The organism is Pseudomonas sp. DW-iso17 (assembly GCF_058725345.1).
The window spans coordinates 63,043-81,213 of sequence record NZ_JBZXEA010000001.1; the positions used below are offsets into that span (position 1 = coordinate 63,043).

Below are 18,171 nucleotides of genomic sequence, written 5' to 3' on the forward strand. Positions count from 1 at the left end.
CGCCCACCTCCACATTCGGATGGTATGCAGGCCTGCATCAATCCAGCCCATCACCCACCGGGGAACCCTCCCCCGGCGGGCAAGGCGTTCCTCCATTTTTCTCTCGAGGAAATTGCCATGCGCGATATCTACCAAGACGTGACAGACAAGATCGTTACCGCGTTAGACCAAGGCGTTGCTCCCTGGATCAAACCCTGGTCCTCAAGTGGCTCCGCTTACATCGGCCATCAACCCTACCCCATCAATGCCATCACGCGACGTCCGTATTCGGGCATCAATTTACCGCTGCTCTGGGCCGAGGCCAGATTGCAGGGGTTCACTCAAGATCGTTGGCTGACCTTCAACCAAGCTAAAAAGGCCGGTGGGCACATCCGTAAGGGTGAACACAGCACTCTGGCTGTGCTCTACAAGCCTAGGGAGCGCGAGGAACAGACTGAGTCAGGCCAACCCGTACTCGATGAAAACGGTCAGCCTAAGGTCGCTCACTTCGGCATTCTCAGGACACATTTTCTGTTCAACATCGAGCAAACGGAAGGGCTCGAAATGCTCAATGGCACCCTGCTCGAGACGGAACAGAGTGATCCCTTCCAGCCCAACAGCGCCGCGGAAAATCTGCTTTTAAGTTCAGGTGCACGCATCGTTCATCGGCCTGCCGACGAAGCCTTTTACCATCCGATCAGGGATCTCATCCAACTGCCGACAAAGGCACAATTTCACGATGAAAGCGGGTACTACGCCACGGCACTTCATGAGCTGACGCACTGGACCGGGCATCACTCTCGGTTACAGCGCGAAGGCGTGACGTCAGCCTGTCCGTTCGGCTCGCCAGGCTACGCGTTTGAGGAGTTGATCGCCGAGATGGGCGCAGCTTTTTTATGTGCCTACGCCGGTATACAGGGAGAGCTACGGCACGAGGGCTACATCGACTCCTGGCTCGGCCTGCTCAAGGCTGACAAACGCGCGATCTTTCGCGCCAGTGGTCAGGCCCGAAGCGCCTCGGAGTATGTACTCAACCTGGAGCAGCAACTGAAGCAGATGGTAATGGATGACTCACGATGCATGAACGATGGAGTTTGAGCGTTAACTCACCGTTGCAATCGCATCACAGGGCCCAACGCGAGTTGGGCCCTGTGATGCGCCCAGAAAAATCCCATGCCGCGGTGCTCTAATGCAAAGAGTCAGGGATGGGCACACACTCGCAGCCTGTCATTCCGCATCCAGGTTCTGCGCCAGAAAATCCACCAGCTCGAGCGGACTTCGGCTATCGATTACCTTGTAGATCAGATCACGTTTACTGCGCGGCAACTTCTTGACCACGCTCTTCGCCGAGGCCCGGACGGCTTCGTCGGTCCCATGGATACGTGCCGCGAGCAGCAGCACAAGCGTGGCGTCAGTGAGGTTCATGGCAAGACCTAAAAAATATGCACCGCAGTGTATCGATTCTTTTCTTTTCCGTACTAGCCCCAAAAAATGATGCCTAGGAGAATCCATATTCCGATTGCCGCACAAAGGGACACGAGCCAAAAAGGACGGGTAAGGGTTGGAAGGGAATGGGCACTCAAGGGTAAGAGCGCTATCCGAAAAGGCTAAAAGGCCACTGACCCAGCCACTTCCCGGAGGTCACGATGCTCAGTCTGTTTCGCCACAAAAGTCAGAAGCCCCCTCCGCCACCGACACAGAGCGCCACCGAAGGTTACCTGCCCATCGAGTCGGCCCACAGCTTGTTAGCCGCGGAGCACCGCCGCCAGTTGCTCGATCGCATCTGGCAGTACACCGCCCTCTCCCACGCGCAGTTCATCCAGCTTTATTTAAATCCGATTCATCGCTACGCCGAGCAGGTCCAGCAACTCCCGGCCAGCGAGACGCACCACCATGCGTATCTCGGTGGCATGCTTGACCATGGCCTGGAGCTGGTAGCTTGCAGTTTGAAACTGCGTCAGTCGTATCTACTTCCCACCGGCGCCGCGCCCGAAGACCAAGCCGCCCAGACCGATGCCTGGTCGGCTGGCATCGCCTATGGCGCCCTGCTGCATGACATCGGCAAGATCGCCGTGGACCTGCTGGTCGAACGCCAGGATGGCCGTGTTTGGCATCCTTGGCAGGGCTCCCTGGATCAGCCCTACCGTTTTCGTTACATCAAGGGTCGTGACTACCACCTGCACGGCGCCGCCGCAGGCTTGCTCTACACCCAAATTCTCGACCGCCCAATCCTCGATTGGCTCAGTGGATTTCCGCCACTGTGGGCCAGTCTGCTGTATGTCCTGGCGGGCCAGTACGAACGTGCCGGCGTGCTCGGTGAGTTGGTGATGCAGGCCGACCGTGTTTCCACCGCACAGAACATCGGTGGTAACCCGAGCAAGGCGCTGCAAGCACCGATTCATTCGCTGCAACATCACTTGATCAGCGGACTACGTCATCTGGTTCAGCACGAGCTGAAACTTAATCAGCCGGGGGCCGCGGGTTGGTTGACTCAGGACGCGCTGTGGCTGGTCAGCAAGACGGTCACCGACAAGCTGCGAGCTTATCTGCTGTCGCAAGCGATAGAAGGCATTCCCTCCTCCAACCTCGCGGTGTTCGACGAACTCCAGTCACATGGGTTGGTTGAGTCCACCCCAGAAGGCAAAGCCATCTGGACCGCGCTTGTCGCACAGGGAAGCTGGGAGCAGACCTTTACATTTCTTCGCCTTCAACCGGCGTTGATTTGGGGGAGCGAAGACCGCCCCGAAACTTTTAGCGGAACGGTGAGCGTGGCAGTCGATGACCACCCGACTGACGCTCCGGCATCACCAGCAGCGCCGGAGACCGTCAGTGCAGGATCGCGTCAAAGCCCATCGCAGCCCGATCCAATGACGATGGAAAATGCCGACTATCTCGGCACGTTGTTGGATATGTTCGAGCTGGAAGAGTCTGAGGTCAGCAATGTATCGTCAGCAGGCACCCTCGAAATCTCAAATCCTTCATCGGACAACCCTGGTCAGACATTCCTGAATTGGGTCAAGGAAGGGATCCTCAGCCATAAGCTGATCATCAATGACAGCAAGGCCAAAATCCACACGGTGAGTGGTACTGTATTTCTGGTAACTCCTGGTCTCTTCCAACGTTATGTCCAGGAGTTTCCTGGCATAGCCAAGAGGGTCGATCAAGAGATTGAAGAATGGCGTTGGGTACAGAAGCAGTTCGAGAATCTGAAGGTCCACAGGAAGCGAGACAACGGCCTGAACATCTGGGCATGCCAAGTGCAGGGCCCTAGGAAGAGAACCACTCTGAAGGGGTATGTGATTGAGGAACCAAAGCTATTTTTTGAACTGACTCCCCCAGATAACCCCTTTCTAAAAATCGACGATATTGCCTCCACGGGTCACTAACAACAATCCTCCTTCTGCCCAACAAATATATACAACTTTAAACATATATTTATGCATTAGTGAAACGCCACCAACCAGCAACAACACTTTCGCTCAGCACATAAAATCTAAACAACTGGGCAAGGGAGCAACGTATGTAGAATAACTATAGGAAGAGACGGATTCTGCGTTATTCTAAAATGACTGGTATCAAAATGTACCTGCCCTCCCATCATAGAAGGGGAAACAGCTACATCCCCGTTGGGAGCTGGAATGCAATTCAGCCTTTTTGGATAATCGGCGCTAGCAATATATCGGGCCAAATCACCTGCCTCCTTTATCAAATCCAATGGACTAAAAGCGCACATAATTCCATATTCATGACCGACAGCATATTTTCCGTCAATAAAACGATTCAAACCGTCAAAGCAATATTTCCATTTACTACTTGCTGAACCATCTAGTTTTTTGAATTCAAGAACTAAGTGCGGAGTACCTGGAGCGCCTAAAATTACGCGAATATCTGCCCTGGCGATTCGAGAGACATCACCATTGGCGGCGCGGCGCAACTCCCAAGTTTCAGCCTGGAAGTCACAATCCATTCCCCAATCGAAACGACGGTCTTCGTCGCTTAGGGCCTCGCATAGATTATCAGTTAACGTCGGCTCATCTTTCTCAAATGAAATTGCTGATGGCGAGGTTTGCAATAGAGAAGACCAAGTATCACTCATATAAACGAGGACATCAGGTATCTTCGGCCCAGGAAATAGGCGAAACCAAGCTGCTGAGATTGAGGAACTCATAACTAATTGCGCCCCCAAGCTGCGGCCTGAACTGTCTGAACAATCAAGTCAGCATCAGCAAGAGCGGTTCTAGCAAGCCAAAACCGACGCCTTAACGGCTTTACAAAGTAAAATGCTTCTCCTGCAGCAACCAAAATATTGGGGACATTGAATAATTTGCCCTCGGACTCTACCGAATGGTTAGCTTCTAGCCCTGCATAGAGATCACCGATCAGTCGTTGATAAGCAGAATCGGCAACATTAAGCCCACCGGTGCTGGACTCCCCAACAGAAACTCTAACTGCCCCAAAAAAGCCCTTAGCTCCATCTATAACAGCTTCCACTGTCAGCTCTCCCGCGCCTCTGCTACGACTGCGCCAAAGCGCAAGCTCTGTTTTAAAAACAGTTAAATAACGATCAATCTCATCGTTCGACGGTCTATCAAGCAAAGGGGTCGTAAGACCTTGATAGTTTGAAGGTTGAATTGAAGAAGCAATAACGTCGACAGTGTCGGTTATTAGTACACGCTCAGCCTCAGCAAGCATGAAATAATCAAAAACCAAATTATCAAGCTGAACTTTTACTGCATCATATGCTGATTCACGATGCAACTCAGACTCCGCCGAAATCTTATCCAGCAGCTGACAGGACTTAAATATTATTTCCTTTGCAAGCTCTGGTTTTTTGTGCGCCTCCGGCGAGCAAAATGGAAAACGCTCAACATCATCAATCGCAACACGAGGACGCTCACCGATCACCGAGTAACCTGTCATTATCAACATATACGTCGCTATCGGAGATCTAAGATAAATCATAAGAAACTTAAGAAGATTAGCATCAACTGATGCCCCGCCTATTGCCCCAATAGATGAGGTAAAAGCAAAGGGGACTTCTGAATAGATCGCCCTAATAACATAAGATTCAGACAAGCCATCTGGAAATATTACTCTAGGCCCCGAGTAAAGCTTCGCATTTTTTCCACCAGGACTTGCAACTATAGGATAAAAATCTGCAAGCCGAGCAAGTTGCGCATCAGCAGAAACTATTGGATAGACTCTAGGCAATCTATCTGCCGGCATCAACGAGAGATCAGCTAGCACACCTAGTTCGCGATCTCGATTACTGTGATTGGCAGCATGAAATCCTTTTCCAGAAAGCCAAGGACTTTCACGTGACTCCATAGTTTCTTTGACACTCCCAAAACGCTGAAGCCGTCGAAGTAATTTTTGATCGCGCTTTTCCCCCCAATAACTTGAAATAAGCAAGTAGTTATCTTGATATATTTCTTTGGCTGAAATTATCTTTTTATCGGCCTCGTGTAATGCCAGCCGCCCCAACGCCAGTGTTACATCGGTCTTAGGGGCCCAATACTCGACGTACTCACTTCCAAGTGAGATGATTTCGTCTTCAAAGCTTCTCGGCCGAGCCCGGACGACAGCGCATGGATGTTTAGCTGCCGGAAAAAGTAGCCGCCTCACATCAGCAAAGTTTATTATCCTTTCGATTCTTACATCTTCTAGCCAACGCCGTCTAAAATCACCTGATTGATCACTAGCACCAATTACAAGATTTAAAGGCATGATCAAAACAATAACACTATTTACTTTAACACAACTCGTGGCTTTAAAAGCGTATCCAGCTGCAATTTGACGACGCCCAACTGGGTAAGGAGGTACATGTTTACGACACCACTCCTCCCAGACTGGCTTTTCACTATTATCAGACTCACGCCAAGGCGGATTAGATAAAAGAATATCAAACTTACGCTTACCTGAAAATGGATTATCTTCCGAGAAAAAATCTCCGTACAGCTCTCCTTTTTGAATATTTAGACCAGAGCCAACTAGACGAGGAAGTTTTAAGCTATTATCTGTCTGAAGGCGCATTACCTCTTCAGAATCTAAGCCTTCAAGTAGAGAAAGGTATAAACTGAACGCAGTTATCCAGCAAGCCGTTTCATCTATGTCGTTTCCGAAAAGATTTGATTCCATCAGAGCTACGCGTTCTGAAAATGTAAGTCGTCTCCCTCCACTTACTTCCGCATGCCTGAGCATCTTCCTAAATGCACTTGTTAGAAGAATACCAGAACCACATGCTCCGTCATATACGGTGCAACCAGCCGGATTATCAAAGCTCTCAAATGCTTGCTCAGTAACTAGGCTAGCCAAGTGCCGAGGAGTATAATAAGCTCCTAGCGCTCCCTGTCGATCTTTCAACAGCGTCTCATATATACCTGAAATAAGCTCAACTGGAATATGACTAAAATCATACTGCCAGAACGCCCCCTGCCCAGTTTCAAAATCTACAGCCTCTAAGAAGCGCTTTATACATCTGAAACATTGCTCATTGAGCACAACCCAATCTGGGGCGCCACCATCTCTAGAGCTGAGAAAGTCACCATTGAAATCAAATTTTAGTTGGCGTAACAGACTGTCAACACCCTCACCATCTGACTTAGCCACATAATCTTCTAACCTTTCAAGATTATGAGTTGCACGATATCCCTCACCAACAATACCTCTTTGTTCGAGGTAACATAAGAAAATGACTTGAGCCATTAATGCTTCTGCTTGACTACTACCAAGTCCTTCTTTTGCCAACTGCTTGACAACTTGTCTTAAATTAGCAAGCAAACGTTGATCTACCCTTTCCTCCGGCAAAAACCAATGCGAGAGGCGATCCTTAATAAATCCAGACTGCACTTCGTAGGCCGACCAATACCCTTGGGCAACAACAGCCTCACGTGATAGAACCTCGGGCTCAGCTTCTCTATCGTTTACCGAATACGCCACCAACCCATCAGGATCAAGAACAAGAACCACCGATGCTAAGTTCTGATTCCAGACCCGCTGACATATTTGCTCGACTCTTTTCTGACGCGGCAGCTGTAATGTTTGGGAGTCTATAAAGCAAACTGTAGGTACTTCCCCTACACAGAAGACTGCAGACGCGGAAATTCCTCCGCCAATCTCCAGCATTTCCTCAATTTCAGATGCGTAGGGCCTAGTTCCAATACTGTCGCCGGCCCGGTACAGCTCGTGCGGGAACTTTATATAGGCTAGATCGCTAAGCCATTGCTCAAGCAGCATGATTGTTGTCCATAGACCAAAATAGCAATATCCCACTCATGTCGTATCTACTTAACTGCAATGGCTGGAAAAAGATGAAATTGGTGCGACTCATCTGAAGGCTCAAACTCAGATGAAAGGATTTCTAAATGTGGATTCATATTAATTACTAATGCATCACCGTTAAAACTTGAATATTCTCGATACTGATACAGTGTAAATTCACCGCCAGGCTTAATCACAAGCACCGAGTCATATAAAGCGGGGAAGGAATGATTTTTGAGCTTTTGCGCCAGTCCCAGAAACAAATTTTTCTGAGATGTCAGCTCAACATGGAACTTTTCTCTCAACACAACTGCCAGTCGAAGCAAAAGCACTGTCTGCCATGAATACAATGCGCGAGAACCTGGTCCAGACGGCTTCTCATCGGGCACGATAAGGTGTCGACGAGATGTCCACTCCCTCAGCTGGTCTGATGTCAGCCCTGTGAGCGCTTGAACTGCAGCCGCCTTGATGAGTCGCATCAGTTGCCCCTTCGCTCCGCCATACATCCAAGCGGGCATCATACCCACTTAAATTACTGTTATCTATGCTTACCTCGTAGACAAGGCAAGAAACAGTCTGCTGACCTAGATACGCTAAGCACTATTCAACAGCCACTCCAGCCCCCCACCTGCAATCCTGCGCTGTGTACTCGGCAACCCGATGGGCTATCCCAGACGCAACCTCCAATTGAAGGCCAGTCATCATCCGGAGTGCACCCGCATACCAAAAGCCAGGTTTCAACTCCCAGGGGCGGGATAAAGGATCGATGTTGGTGTCTCCCAGCACGCGCGCAACTTCCCTCCACACACACCTCGTTGACGCTGCCTACCTGAGTCCACGTACAATATGCATCACAAAAAATGACCAAAAAAATTTGTGGGAGTAAATGCGGGAGTAATTTTTCAGACATGAAAAAGCCCAACCTTCGCAGATTGGGCTAAGTCATTGAAAAATATGGTCGGGACGGAGTGATTCGAACACTCTATCCCTAGCACCCCATACCATCACCGGCAGACTCCTGCTGCGCGTTCAGAAAATCCATTGAACGTCGACCGCTCTGCGCCATGTATGCTTCTGGCCTAGGTGGAGCAAAGCCGACCTCTAGGGCATCTAATAAATCCGCCCAATATTGCATCATCCTACGTCTCGGCTCGACGTATTCTGCATGATTGTATGCAGCCCGAATTTGGTTGGTATCAGCGTGTGAAAGCTGCGCCTCAATCCACTCTTCTACAAAGCCAACCTCGTTAAGCGCCGTGGAGATGGTAGCCCTGATGCCATGACCGGTGAGCCTTCCTTTGTAACCCATACGGCTAATCGCGGTGTTAAGGGTATTTTCACTGATCATTTCCTGCGGTTCGTATCGGTGAACCAGCAGATACCGCGCACCGCGCGCCCTTAACTGCATCAGCCGCTGCACAATTGCAATTGCTTGGGTAGACAGCGGAACCACATAAGGTGGGATCTCATTCCCCTGGGTTCGAACACGACTCCGGAGTTGCTTGACACCCTCCGGCGGCACCAGCCAGATCCCCTTGTCGAGGTCGAATTGGTCTGGCGTCGCCGCCCGTAGCTCTCCTGTACGTACCCCTGTCAACAGCAATAGACGAATACCAAGCCGTGTCGCTTCTGCACACCCATAGTGGGTTACGGTCCTGAGCAGTCCTGGAAGTTCATTTACCTGGAGGAAGGGATTATGGCGAACTGGCCGCGGCGTCTCGGCAACGATATCAAGATCTGCTGCTGGGTTCACATCAACGAGCCCTTCCGCCATGGCAAAACGGAAGATCTGGTTGAGCCAGGTGCGCACCTTCCGAGCAGAGACCAGCGCCCCTCTGCGCTCAATTCGCCTAATGAGCTCCAGCACGTCACCACGAGAAATATCTGAGATCGGAAGATCGCCCAAACACGGCAGCATGTCCTTCTTCAGGTATTTGCTCGCTTGCCCTGCACTGCCCTTCTTACTTTTCGTCAGCTTTTTACTTCGGAACTCATGCCAGCGACCAGCAACCGCTTCAAACGTGTTGTTGGCGGCGTGAGAGGCTTTTTGGCGCTCGGCGCGACGATGTGAGCGGGGATCGATATTGTTGGCCACCAGCGCACGTGCAGCCTCTCTCCGCTGGCGAGCCTCCTTGAGACTGACGTCGGGATAGATGCCAAGGGAAATACGCAATTGCTTGTCATGCCAATAGAAACGGAAATGCCAGCGCTTCGAACCCGTCGTGGGCACTTGCAGAGATAAGCCATCCCCATCAGTTAACGTATAAGGCTTGCTGGCGGGCTTGGCTTGCTTGATCGCTGTATCTGTCAGAGCCATCAGACACCTCCTTTTGCATCAAGGAGGGGAATACAACCCAGCGGTAGACGGACCAATACGAAAATTGATGCGTAAGGAATCGTAAAAGGCTGTGCCAGCGGTGTACTTAAATGTGTACTTAAAAACCGTGGCTGGAGATGGATTCCAGTGGAATTCAGAAAACGAAAAAAGCGGCTCAAGGCCGCTATTTCCGTAGCTTCCAGGCGTTCAGTGGGCCTTAGTGGAAGCAAATATGGCGCAGCGGACGGGACTCGAACCCGCGACCCCCGGCGTGACAGGCCGGTATTCTAACCGACTGAACTACCGCTGCGCGTAACACTGAAGCGAATGGTGGGTGATGACGGGATCGAACCGCCGACCCTCTGCTTGTAAGGCAGATGCTCTCCCAGCTGAGCTAATCACCCTTCGTTTCGGTGTGGCGCGCATTCTACGGAGCGACCCTAAGTCTGGCAAGCACTTTCTTAAATCTTTTTTTTCAGCCCTTCCAATGGCTTAGGCAGGGTTGGCCTGCGGCGTGATCAAGAGAATAATGCCCCCCTTTGTATAGAGGAGAGACTCACCCCATGTGGTTCAAGAACCTGCTTATCTATCGCCTGACCCAAGATCTGCCTGTTGATGCCGAGGCGTTGGAAGCGGCCATGGCCACCAAGCTGGCGCGCCCTTGTGCAAGCCAGGAGTTGACCACTTACGGTTTCGTCGCACCTTTCGGTAAAGGTGAAGATGCTCCCCTGGTTCACGTCAGTGGAGATTTCCTGCTGATCGCCGCCCGCAAGGAAGAACGCATCCTGCCGGGCAGCGTGGTGCGTGATGCACTTAAAGAGAAAGTCGAAGAGATCGAAGCCGAGCAGATGCGCAAGGTCTACAAGAAGGAGCGCGACCAGATAAAGGATGAAATCATCCAGGCCTTCCTGCCGCGTGCCTTTATTCGTCGCTCGTCGACCTTTGCTGCGATCGCGCCGAAACAGGGCCTGATCCTTGTCAATTCGGCCAGCCCAAAGCGCGCCGAAGACCTGCTGTCGACCTTGCGCGAGGTGATCGGCACCCTGCCCGTCCGTCCGCTGACGGTGAAGACTGCACCAACTGCCATCATGACCGACTGGGTCACCACCCAGAAACCGGCCGATGACTTCTTCGTCCTCGACGAATGCGAACTGCGCGACACCCACGAAGACGGCGGCATCGTGCGCTGCAAGCGCCAAGACCTGACCAGCGAAGAGATCCAACTGCACCTGACCACCGGCAAGGTCGTGACCCAACTGTCCCTGGCGTGGCAGGACAAGTTGTCTTTCATGCTCGACGACAAGATGACCGTCAAGCGTCTGAAGTTCGAAGACCTGCTGCAAGACCAGGCGGAACAGGACGGCGGCGATGAAGCCCTGGGCCAACTGGATGCCAGCTTTACCTTGATGATGCTGACTTTCGGCGATTTCCTGCCAGCGTTGGTTGAGGCACTGGGCGGCGAAGAGACGCCACAGGGCATCTAAGCAACACCGATCCAATGTGGGCACGGTCAGTGTGGGAGCTGGCTTGCCTGCGATAGCGGAGTGTCAGCCAGAGTAGTGCCGACTCATACACCGCTATCGCAGGCAAGCCAGCTCCCACATTTGATTGCATCGACAACTCAGAAATCGAATAAAAAAGGACATCCCCATGCGCGCACTCGCCGCCTTGAGCCGCTTCGTCGGCAACACCTTTGCCTACTGGGTGTTGATCTTTGCCGTTGTCGCCTTTCTCCAACCCAGCTGGTTCATCGGCCTGAAAAGCGCCATCGTCCCACTGCTGGGCCTGGTGATGTTCGGCATGGGGTTGACCTTGAAACTGGAAGACTTCGCCGAAGTCGCTCGCCACCCCTGGCGCGTAGCGTTGGGCGTGGTCGCGCATTTCGTGATCATGCCGGGCGTGGCATGGTTGCTGTGCCAGGCGTTCCATTTGCCGGCGGAAATTGCCGTTGGCGTGATCCTGGTCGGCTGTTGCCCAAGTGGCACGTCGTCCAACGTGATGACCTGGCTGGCCCGGGGTGACCTGGCGTTATCGGTGGCGATTGCCGCGGTCACCACCCTCCTCGCTCCGCTGCTCACACCGGCATTGATCTGGCTGCTGGCCTCGGCCTGGCTACCGGTGTCGTTCATGGAGCTGTTCTGGTCGATCCTGCAAGTGGTGCTGCTACCCATCGTACTGGGCGTGGTCGCGCAGCGCTTGCTCGGTGATCGGGTAAGGCATGCGGTGGACGTGCTGCCACTGGTGTCGGTGGTCAGCATTGTGATCATCGTCGCGGCCGTGGTTGCCGCAAGCCAAGGCAAGATTGCCGAGTCGGGCCTGCTGATCATGGCCGTGGTGATGCTGCACAACAGCTTCGGTTACCTGCTGGGCTACTTCACCGGGCGCCTGTTCAAGTTGCCCTTGGCGCAACGCAAGTCGTTGGCGCTGGAAGTCGGTATGCAGAACTCCGGGCTGGGTGCCGCGCTGGCCAGTGCACACTTTTCGCCGCTGGCGGCAGTACCCAGCGCGTTGTTCAGCGTCTGGCACAATATTTCCGGCGCATTGCTTTCTACCTACTTCCGTCGCATGAGCGAGAAGGAAGACCGCCGCGCATCAGACGCCGCGTAATTTCAGCTCTCCAGAGAACTTCGCGGGGATGACCTCGCGACGCACCAAGCGATTGCCCTACCTATAACGAACGTGGCGCAAGCAAGTGCAGGGCCTTGCTTGCACCTATGCTTCAACACCGCTGAGCGATGTATTAATGCCTTAGTCGAAGTATCTTTGACGTAGAGGCAAATTCAACTCCGCCAGCAGAGCGTTTTCGTTATACGGCCACGGGTTGTAGGTGGAGGCCGAAAAGTTACGACCGAGGAACTGAAAAGGCTGATGACTGGTAGGAAGTCCAACGGCCTGGCGTTCCAGGTTTCTCTCCCAGGCAAAATTCGGATCAGGATGGCCTACAAACGTATAGCCCGGTAGAAAGGTACCCTGACCGCCGTTGACCGCATGACTAAGCTCATGGTAGAGAATCACGGCAGGGGGGCGCCCGTGTCCGGGAGTGATGAAACTTCGCTCATGAATCAGCACGGGATTAGTCGCAGGCGCCCCTCGGACACCGTTTGATATAAAGCCGTACGCGGGGTCATTTTCGAGACGATTGGCGTCTTGAGGCGAGGGAGGGCTATCTGGATCGCGGTGATGGTATGAGCTTCCATCCAATCCCTCTCGAAGGGTTATCGGCGCGGCAAGGGAATCGATTTCTGCCAGCATCCCCTGCCCTGTGGGTGAGCTGCGCAGAAACTCCAGGTTGTCTTCCATGTTTTGGATGAAGTCTTCGCTCCCCTTGATCTTGATGCTGCTACCGTTACTCGAAGCGCCTAAATGACGAACGCTTGCAGGTGAACGCACACCATTAAAATTATCCACCCCGCGTTGCCCATATACGATATCGGATAGGTTATAAGTCGTGACGGTGTCCTGCCCTCGTCCCGTGTATATAACATTGCGGTCACCACCATTAATGATGTCGTCACCGCCCCCGCCATGCAATATATTGCGCCCTCTGCCGCCATAAATTAAATCGTTACCCTGTCCTCCGTCCAAGTAGCTGATTTTTGCATCCGGACCACCGCCCGCACGCAGCTCATCACTCCCCTTGCCACCATATATCACCGTATTGCCAGTACCGCCGGTGATGAAGTCATTGCCATCATTTCCCTCTGCATAGCTATCACCGCTGCCCAGGTTGATGATGTCAGAACCGTCTCCACCAAATACATTCGTCCGGCCTGCCCCGCCATAAAAGATATCGTTACCCGCGCCGAGATTGACAAAGGTTTGCTCACGCCCTCCATAGTCGAGACTGACGCCATCGCGCCCACCCCCGGTATCAATGTAAAGACGCTGTTGATCAGCAGAGTTATTTTGGAAAGGCAGGTGGTACGACTGTCCATTAACGTGTGCAACAAGCCCTCCATCTCTGCCTCTTTCAACATGGACTCTGTCGTCGCCATCACCGGTAGATAACAGAACATGCTCACTTTGCTTTGAAGGGTCATCAGCGTCATTGGCGGAGCCGCGCTCAATGGTGACATTGTCATCTTTATAACGGTTAGTACTGATGCGAGCAGGCTCTTGCCCGGCAAAATTTATTTGTCCTTGCTGACCACGGGCAGCAGCCTTGACTTCCTCTCGACTAGGACCAGACCGGTAGTACGGTTCGCCCTGCGGCGCAGCAGCTTGCCTCGCCTGCCGCTGAGACTCATTATCGCCGCTGGTGTTTTCACCATAGGTAATCGGTCCCGCCCGGGAAGAATTGAACTCTACCGGGGGAGCATCATTTGCGTTGTTAAACATCAGCTGCACATTCGCCGTGTTTGGAGCAGCGCGTGCTTCCTGCCTGGCAGGATCAGCCGCCTGGCGATGACTTTCGTTGTTATTTTCATTTTCGTAAGATCGTGAACCGGGTGATGCTGCAACAGAAGAAGTTTCCATTGTGTACCTCCAATTAACACTCGGGCTTACGAACCTTATGTGGTGTTACGGGTGGAGGCCGTTCCTTGCCATTGGGCGAAAACTTCCTGACTCCTGCGCTAAAACATAGAACTCAACCTGCACACCGGCGATTTCTCCCAACCCCCTCGATTTAAAAATGGGCAGCCATTGACGTCGCATGAGCGAGCACAAAACAGCCGTGCGCTGGAAGCCGCGCCGTAAACTTGATCACCTGATTTAATTTCGGCACTCTAGCGAGCTACGCGAGGACGACCTCGCGACGCTATCAAGCGCTTACCCGGGGACGACCCCACTTTGATAGAAGCGAGGTCATCATGTCCTGGATCATTCTGTTTTTTGCCGGGTTGTTTGAAGTGGGCTGGGCCGTCGGCCTGAAGTACACCGACGGTTTCAGCAAGCCACTGCCCACCGCCCTGACGATTGCCGCCATGGCTGTCAGCCTGGGGTTGCTGGGGCTGGCCATGAAGGAGTTGCCGCTGGGCACCGCCTATGCCATCTGGACCGGCGTGGGCGCCGTGGGCACCGTAATTGCCGGGATTATCCTGTTTGGGGAGTCCATGGCGTTGTTTCGGTTGGCAAGTGTGGCGTTGATTATTTGTGGGTTGATAGGCCTCAAGATCAGCGCCTGAGTCATTGGTCGCTCCCGGCATTGGGGGCGACTTCCTTTAATCAGCGAGCAAAGTACCGCTCACGCAAGGAAGTTCCCAGCTCGTCAGCAAGGCCATTCTCAGTGGCCCATGCCGGGTTTGTATTCGTAGGTGGCGTTGAAGGATCGTTGTCGAAGTCGAAAGGTGGCGCATTAGTCGGCTGGCCTACTGCCTGCCGCTCCCTGTTTGACTCAAATTGCGGCCGGTCAGGATCAGCTTGATCAGCCCCTACAAAAGTTTCACCAGCCAATGCGGTGCCATTGACACCGTTATAGGCATGCCCCATCTCGTGAAACAGCGGAATAATGGGCGGCCGCTTATGCTCTTCCACCACAAATGAAGGGTCGAATAGAATCGTTGCGTCATCTGCCGGAGCGCCCGGGATACCGTCATTGATATAACCATGAGCCCAATCATTCGGTGGTTCTTGACCAGGGTCACCCGCGTCGACCCCTTTACGCCCATAGTTATAAAAAGCGCCCTCCCCTTCGGGCTGTTGCACAACCTTGATTCGCTCAGGCGTTTTATCCAATGCACCCAACATTTTCTGTCCCGTTGGAGAACTTTGCAAAAATTCAAGGTCGTCGTTAAAACGCTGCTTGAATTCCTCAGTCCCCTCGACATTAAAGGCCTTACTCCCGACTTCTGTTGGAGACACTATCTTCAACTGCGAACCGAACGTTCGCTTGATACCGTCGCCGTCTTTCGCATAGATAGAATCGACATCCGATACTGAGTTGATCGTGTCAAGCCCTCTACCGCTGTAAAAGATGTTACGCCCCTTCCCACCAATGAGAACATCATCATCCCTGCCACCGTGCATGACGTTATGTCCGGAGCCGCCCTCTAATAGATCATTTCCGCGCCCCCCATCCATGTAACTGCCGCCGCTCCCGCCACGTAGTTTGTCGTTGCCGTTACCCCCATACATGACGCTGTAACCTAGGCCTGCAGTAATGGAGTCATCACCGTCATCACCTTCGGCATAAGCAACCCCTGCGCCCAGCGTCAGCGTATCGTTACCTGCGCCGCCATATACATTGGTCCTGCCCCCGCCGGCTTTGAATCTGTCATTACCATCGCCCAGCTTGACGCTCACCGGCAGCTCAAGATCATCGGCAACAGACACGTCATCGTCTCCGCCATTGGTGTGGATTTCAATCTTTTGACGACTTCTTTCATCCTGATAAAGTGGAATCTCATAGGACTTGCCGTTAATGTCAGCAATCAGCCCTCCATCGTTAGATTTTTTTATATGGACTTTATCGGCTGCATTTCCCGTCGTGATGACCAAATTCTCTTCTTTTGGTGGCCCGAAAAATCCTTTGCCACCTCTAACATTCAGCTCTATCTGTATTCCATCCTCACTGAAAGGCATATTTGGAATGATCTTCACGGGTGCCGACGTCACGCCAGATTTACTTTGAGATTTATCAATACCCGTCAAATAATTTAGCTGGCCCGTAACGGTCCCTTGGGCTGGAGAGTGGTGAAGAGACGGAGAACCAACAGGCATATTCATAGAAAGTCATCCTTAGCATTAATTAGCTGCGATGACTATGTGGCGGGCCTGACGAAACCGTTCCGTCAGCTGAATGACTTTTTACCCTATGCAGTAAGTTTCGAGAATTTTCCGACAGCAACACTCACATTTCTCAGGGCCTTACTTGAAGCATTACAACAGGCCCTGAGCTTGCAGATCATGCGCAATGGTACTGATGACTATTCGAAATACCTAGGCCGTATCGGCAAACCGAATTCCGCCAGCAGCGCATTTTCATTATAGGGCCATGGGTTGTAAGTGGTGGCTGGCAGCCCAGGCCCGTTGAAGTGATAAGGTGAATGGTTGGACGGGAGTCCGACCGCCTGGCGCTCGTTATTGGCCTCGTAGGCAAATCTTGGATTAGAGTGGCCGATATAAGTGTTCCCTGACAGAAAGGTGCCTTCGCCACCATTGATCGCATGAGCCAATTCATGATGAAGCACAACGGCTGGAGGCCGCCCGGTTCCAGGCGTAATGAAATTACGCTGATGAGTCACCAATGGGTTTGTCGCCGGCGTACCCGCAACACCGCCTGATATATAGCCGTTTGCAAGTCCTATACGGCGATTCTCATCATCGCGCGCATTCCCACTGCCGGGATCACTGTAATGATAGAAACTGCCATTGAACCCCTCCCGGATAACGAGAGGTGCGGGAAGCGAATCAATCTTTGCTAGCGTATACTGCCCTACCGGTGAGCTGCGGTAAAACTCCAAGGTGTCTTCAATGTTTTGCTTGAACGCTTCGCTCCCCTCGATTCTGATACGGCCACCGTCATTTGAAATGGGCAGATGACGAACGCTCGCAGGTGAGCGCACACGGCTCAAATCATCAGTTCCGACTTGCCCGTATACGGTGTCGGACTGGCTATTAGTCTCGACAGTATCTTCTCCTCTGCCCGTGTAGATAGTATTGCTGTCACCACCAAAGATGAAATCGTCATCGCGCCCGCCATGCAAAATATTGCGCCCTCTCCCGCCGAATATTGAATCTCTCCCGTTTCCGCCATCCACGTAGCTCACTTTTGTGTCCGAGCCACCGCCCGCACGCAATTCATCACTACCATTGCCACCAAAAATAACCGTATTGCCGGTACCGCCCGTAATAAAGTCATTCCCGTCATTACCCTCTGCGTAGCTGTCACCGCTTCCCAAATTAATGATGTCAGAGCCATCGCTCCCAAACACACTCGTTCGGCCTGACCCGCCATAAAAAGAATCGTTACCCCGCCCGAGATCGACAATCGTTTCCTGGTCGCCGCCATAATCGATATTGACGGCATCCTTCCCATCGCCGGTACTGATGAGAACGCGTTGTTGATTAACGGAGTTCTCAATGAACGGTATCTGGTATGACTGTCCATTGACGTGCGCAAGAATCCCGCCATCGCTGCTTCTTTCAACACTGACGTTGTCGTCACCCTGACCGGTAGATATTTGCAGAATTTCATTACGCTTGAGACGGGCGTTCGGGTCATTGGCTGAGACCGAGGAGAAATCAATACGAACATTGCCGTCCTGATAGTGAGGGGTGGTGATGGGAGTCGGCGGCTGCCCATCAAAGTTTATGGGACCTTGCTGGCCGCGGGCAGCGGCTCTAACCTGGTCTCGACTGGGAGCATTCCGGTTGTATGGCTCATCCTGCGACGCATCGGATTGCCTTGGCTGCCTCTGAAGCTCGTTATCGCCACCATAGGTCACCGACCCCACCCGGGCAGAGCTGGTCTCTACCCGGGAAGCATCATGCTCATTGCTGTACATAAAGGGCACATTGGCCGTGTTCGGAGCAGCCTGAGCACCCTGCGCTGCAGGGTCAGCCGCCTGTCGATAGCCTGCGTCGTTTTTTTCATCTTCGCTGGAGCGTGAAGCAGTCGATGGTGCAACAGGCGACGTTTCCATCACTAACCTCCGAACATGCATTTGGGATTA

The 18,171-nt window shown here is 52.6% G+C and carries 13 protein-coding genes and 2 tRNA genes; 5 read left to right on the forward strand and 10 right to left on the reverse strand.

Translation table 11 applies throughout. The annotated features are described in order from the left end of the window. Positions 1-117: 117 nt before the first annotated feature. Entirely contained in the window at positions 118-1,077 is a 960-nt protein-coding gene (locus AC4PS6_RS00340; protein ID WP_042558343.1) for an ArdC family protein, read from the forward strand. Positions 1,078-1,206: 129 nt separating this feature from the next. On the opposite strand, the gene AC4PS6_RS00345 is transcribed toward AC4PS6_RS00340, so the two are convergent. Next, the gene (locus AC4PS6_RS00345) at positions 1,207-1,404 is read right to left on the reverse strand and encodes a DUF7740 domain-containing protein (protein WP_007901093.1); all 198 of its coding nucleotides are present in this window, start codon (positions 1,402-1,404) and stop codon (positions 1,207-1,209) included. A gap of 221 nt (positions 1,405-1,625) precedes the next feature. Between AC4PS6_RS00345 and mobH the strand changes: the two genes are divergently transcribed. After that, positions 1,626-3,365 carry a MobH family relaxase gene (gene mobH, locus AC4PS6_RS00350; RefSeq protein ID WP_042558342.1) on the forward strand — a complete coding sequence of 580 codons (1,740 nt, stop codon included), beginning with the start codon at positions 1,626-1,628 and terminating at the stop codon, positions 3,363-3,365. A gap of 107 nt (positions 3,366-3,472) precedes the next feature. On the opposite strand, the gene AC4PS6_RS00355 is transcribed toward mobH, so the two are convergent. The 6 genes from AC4PS6_RS00355 to AC4PS6_RS00380 all read right to left on the reverse strand — a co-directional run bounded on the left by AC4PS6_RS00355 (position 3,473) and on the right by AC4PS6_RS00380 (position 9,960). After that, on the reverse strand, positions 3,473-4,147 hold the full coding sequence (locus AC4PS6_RS00355; RefSeq protein WP_131672193.1) for a hypothetical protein: 675 nt from the start codon (positions 4,145-4,147) through the stop codon (positions 3,473-3,475). Between the two features lie 2 nt (positions 4,148-4,149). Further along, positions 4,150-7,215 carry an HsdM family class I SAM-dependent methyltransferase gene (locus tag AC4PS6_RS00360; protein WP_042558341.1) on the reverse strand — a complete coding sequence of 1,022 codons (3,066 nt, stop codon included), beginning with the start codon at positions 7,213-7,215 and terminating at the stop codon, positions 4,150-4,152. Between the two features lie 47 nt (positions 7,216-7,262). Next, the gene (locus tag AC4PS6_RS00365; protein ID WP_042561996.1) at positions 7,263-7,718 is read right to left on the reverse strand and encodes a hypothetical protein; all 456 of its coding nucleotides are present in this window, start codon (positions 7,716-7,718) and stop codon (positions 7,263-7,265) included. 509 nt (positions 7,719-8,227) lie between these two features. Then, complete coding sequence (locus tag AC4PS6_RS00370; RefSeq protein WP_042558340.1) at positions 8,228-9,556, reverse strand: tyrosine-type recombinase/integrase; 1,329 nt, start codon at positions 9,554-9,556, stop codon at positions 8,228-8,230. A 233-nt stretch (positions 9,557-9,789) separates the two neighbouring features. Beyond that, a tRNA-Asp gene (locus tag AC4PS6_RS00375) sits at positions 9,790-9,866 on the reverse strand. Between the two features lie 18 nt (positions 9,867-9,884). After that, positions 9,885-9,960: transfer RNA gene (locus AC4PS6_RS00380), tRNA-Val, on the reverse strand. 159 nt (positions 9,961-10,119) lie between these two features. On the opposite strand from AC4PS6_RS00380, the gene rdgC reads away from it, so the two are divergent. Further along, complete coding sequence (gene rdgC / locus AC4PS6_RS00385; protein WP_020301078.1) at positions 10,120-11,040, forward strand: recombination-associated protein RdgC; 921 nt, start codon at positions 10,120-10,122, stop codon at positions 11,038-11,040. Positions 11,041-11,206: 166 nt separating this feature from the next. Beyond that, on the forward strand, positions 11,207-12,163 hold the full coding sequence (locus tag AC4PS6_RS00390; protein ID WP_020301079.1) for a bile acid:sodium symporter family protein: 957 nt from the start codon (positions 11,207-11,209) through the stop codon (positions 12,161-12,163). A gap of 141 nt (positions 12,164-12,304) precedes the next feature. Here the strand turns inward: AC4PS6_RS00390 and AC4PS6_RS00395 are convergent, their stop codons facing one another. Then, positions 12,305-14,032, reverse strand: coding sequence for a M91 family zinc metallopeptidase (locus tag AC4PS6_RS00395; protein ID WP_336827088.1), 1,728 nt, complete (start codon positions 14,030-14,032; stop codon positions 12,305-12,307). A 335-nt stretch (positions 14,033-14,367) separates the two neighbouring features. Here AC4PS6_RS00395 and sugE point away from each other — a divergent pair, with 335 nt between their 5' ends. Beyond that, on the forward strand, positions 14,368-14,682 hold the full coding sequence (gene sugE, locus AC4PS6_RS00400) for a quaternary ammonium compound efflux SMR transporter SugE (protein ID WP_003190128.1): 315 nt from the start codon (positions 14,368-14,370) through the stop codon (positions 14,680-14,682). Positions 14,683-14,722: 40 nt separating this feature from the next. On the opposite strand, the gene AC4PS6_RS00405 is transcribed toward sugE, so the two are convergent. Continuing rightward, positions 14,723-16,222 carry a M91 family zinc metallopeptidase gene (locus AC4PS6_RS00405; RefSeq protein WP_336827087.1) on the reverse strand — a complete coding sequence of 500 codons (1,500 nt, stop codon included), beginning with the start codon at positions 16,220-16,222 and terminating at the stop codon, positions 14,723-14,725. A 200-nt stretch (positions 16,223-16,422) separates the two neighbouring features. After that, positions 16,423-18,141, reverse strand: a complete 1,719-nt coding sequence (locus tag AC4PS6_RS00410) for a M91 family zinc metallopeptidase (RefSeq protein WP_336827086.1) — start codon at positions 18,139-18,141, stop codon at positions 16,423-16,425. Positions 18,142-18,171 lie beyond the last annotated feature (30 nt).

What these genes read in the sequence shown, in the direction of transcription:
- AC4PS6_RS00340 (WP_042558343.1), top strand. Translation starts at nt 118, where the DNA reads ATGCGCGATATCTACCAAGACGTGACAGACAAGATCGTTACCGCGTTA.
- AC4PS6_RS00345 (WP_007901093.1), bottom strand. Translation starts at nt 1,404, where the DNA reads ATGAACCTCACTGACGCCACGCTTGTGCTGCTGCTCGCGGCACGTATC.
- mobH (WP_042558342.1), top strand. Translation starts at nt 1,626, where the DNA reads ATGCTCAGTCTGTTTCGCCACAAAAGTCAGAAGCCCCCTCCGCCACCG.
- AC4PS6_RS00355 (WP_131672193.1), bottom strand. Translation starts at nt 4,147, where the DNA reads ATGAGTTCCTCAATCTCAGCAGCTTGGTTTCGCCTATTTCCTGGGCCG.
- AC4PS6_RS00360 (WP_042558341.1), bottom strand. Translation starts at nt 7,215, where the DNA reads ATGCTGCTTGAGCAATGGCTTAGCGATCTAGCCTATATAAAGTTCCCG.
- AC4PS6_RS00365 (WP_042561996.1), bottom strand. Translation starts at nt 7,718, where the DNA reads ATGCGACTCATCAAGGCGGCTGCAGTTCAAGCGCTCACAGGGCTGACA.
- AC4PS6_RS00370 (WP_042558340.1), bottom strand. Translation starts at nt 9,556, where the DNA reads ATGGCTCTGACAGATACAGCGATCAAGCAAGCCAAGCCCGCCAGCAAG.
- rdgC (WP_020301078.1), top strand. Translation starts at nt 10,120, where the DNA reads ATGTGGTTCAAGAACCTGCTTATCTATCGCCTGACCCAAGATCTGCCT.
- AC4PS6_RS00390 (WP_020301079.1), top strand. Translation starts at nt 11,207, where the DNA reads ATGCGCGCACTCGCCGCCTTGAGCCGCTTCGTCGGCAACACCTTTGCC.
- AC4PS6_RS00395 (WP_336827088.1), bottom strand. Translation starts at nt 14,032, where the DNA reads ATGGAAACTTCTTCTGTTGCAGCATCACCCGGTTCACGATCTTACGAA.
- sugE (WP_003190128.1), top strand. Translation starts at nt 14,368, where the DNA reads ATGTCCTGGATCATTCTGTTTTTTGCCGGGTTGTTTGAAGTGGGCTGG.
- AC4PS6_RS00405 (WP_336827087.1), bottom strand. Translation starts at nt 16,222, where the DNA reads ATGAATATGCCTGTTGGTTCTCCGTCTCTTCACCACTCTCCAGCCCAA.
- AC4PS6_RS00410 (WP_336827086.1), bottom strand. Translation starts at nt 18,141, where the DNA reads ATGGAAACGTCGCCTGTTGCACCATCGACTGCTTCACGCTCCAGCGAA.